Annotated in this window: 1 protein-coding gene and 1 pseudogene; both read right to left on the bottom strand. The window is 53.5% G+C overall.

All coding sequences use genetic code 11. From position 1 onward, the window contains the following. Positions 1–281: 281 nt before the first annotated feature. Complete coding sequence (locus PPL9_RS19460; protein ID WP_057464233.1) at positions 282–860, bottom strand: alkylphosphonate utilization protein; 579 nt, start codon at positions 858–860, stop codon at positions 282–284. Positions 861–958: 98 nt separating this feature from the next. After that, a pseudogene (locus PPL9_RS34275) lies at positions 959–1,452 on the bottom strand (elongation factor 4); the annotation flags it as partial.

Raw genomic sequence — 1,452 nt, 5'->3', positions numbered from 1 at the left:
CCAGGGCGCCCGCCACTACCGCATCGAAACCTCAAACCTTGGTTCAAGCCTCTATCAATGGAAAGACAACCAAATCCTCCTGCGCTTAACCCCCGAGCAGATCTTGATGCACACGCAGGTCCGCCTGCAGCGTAATGGCGGAGAGAACTAGCCTAACGGCGCCTTATGCAAACGTGCTCTGGTGATTTTGAGCAGATCAGCCGTTTAAACGAGGAGTCTGCGTCATAAAAAAAGCGACCATTTAGGCCGCTTTCTACGTCTCGGGTTTTTAGTGCTAATCCTCAGGACTTCTTCACGAATTCCGTCAGAATAACAATACGTTGGTCGTTGACACGGCCTTCGATGTGCTCTGCATTATCCTGCACCAGAGTAATGTTCCGCACCGCTGTGCCGCGCTTGGCAGTGAAGCCCGCGCCTTTGACTTTGAGGTCTTTGACCAGCGTCACGGTGTCCCCAGCAGAAAGCACAGCGCCGTGCGTATCCTTGTGCACGATAGCGTCTTCATCCTCTGCCGCTGGCATACCGGACTGAGCCCACTCAAGCGTTTCCTCATCCAGATACAGCGTATCCAGTAGGTCTCGTGCCCAGGCCTCACTGGAGAGGCGGCCAAGCAGACGCCATGCGCTCACCTGAACCGCTGGCTCAGTGCTCCATGCGCTCTCATTCAGGCAGCGCAAATGGTTCACATCCAGCTCAGCTTCACTTTCCAACTGTGCGGAGCAAGTGCCACAAACCAAAATGGATTTCTCTGCATTGCCATCGCTATCCGGACCAACTGCGACTGCAGCAAGATCCTCTGTCACACCGCAAAGCTCGCATTTATCGTCTGCGCGGCTGCGCAGGTCATTCTCAAGGGACATATCTACGTACCTTTTCATAGTCGCATTTGCCAAAAACAAAGACCGGCCTCACATGGGCCGGTCTTGAATCTTAGTATTACTGCAGCTCTAATCGGTGCTCAGTCATCCATCTTCAGCGCTTGAATGAACGCTTCCTGAGGGATTTCAACCTTACCGAACTGGCGCATCTTCTTCTTACCCGCCTTCTGCTTGTCCAGCAGCTTGCGTTTACGAGAAGCATCACCGCCATAACATTTCGCGGTCACATCCTTACGCAGGGCAGAAAGGGTCTCACGTGCAATCACGCGGCCACCAAGCGCTGCCTGAATAGGGATTTTGAACATGTGCCGAGGGATCAGCTCTTTCAGAACCTCACACATCGCACGACCGCGTTTGTCCGCCTGTGAGCGGTGCACCAGCACAGAGAGCGCATCAACCGGCTCGTCGTTCACCAGAATGGACATCCTGGCCAAATCACCAGCACGGTATTCGCTGATTGTATAATCAAACGAAGCGTAGCCCTTGGAGATGGACTTCAAGCGGTCATAAAAGTCAAAGACCACTTCGTTGAGCGGCAAGTCATAAGTGACCATTGCACGAGACCCAACGTAGG

It is taken from the genome of Pseudovibrio sp. POLY-S9 (assembly GCF_001431305.1).
In the GTDB taxonomy this organism is placed as follows: Bacteria; Pseudomonadota; Alphaproteobacteria; order Rhizobiales; family Stappiaceae; genus Pseudovibrio.
Note: the sequence above shows the minus strand (reverse complement) of the source record. Positions and strands in the feature narration are given on the sequence as shown.

Bases quoted from the DNA above. Each gene is read 5' to 3' on its own strand.
- PPL9_RS19460 (WP_057464233.1), bottom strand. From the start codon at position 860: ATGTCCCTTGAGAATGACCTGCGCAGCCGCGCAGACGATAAATGCGAG.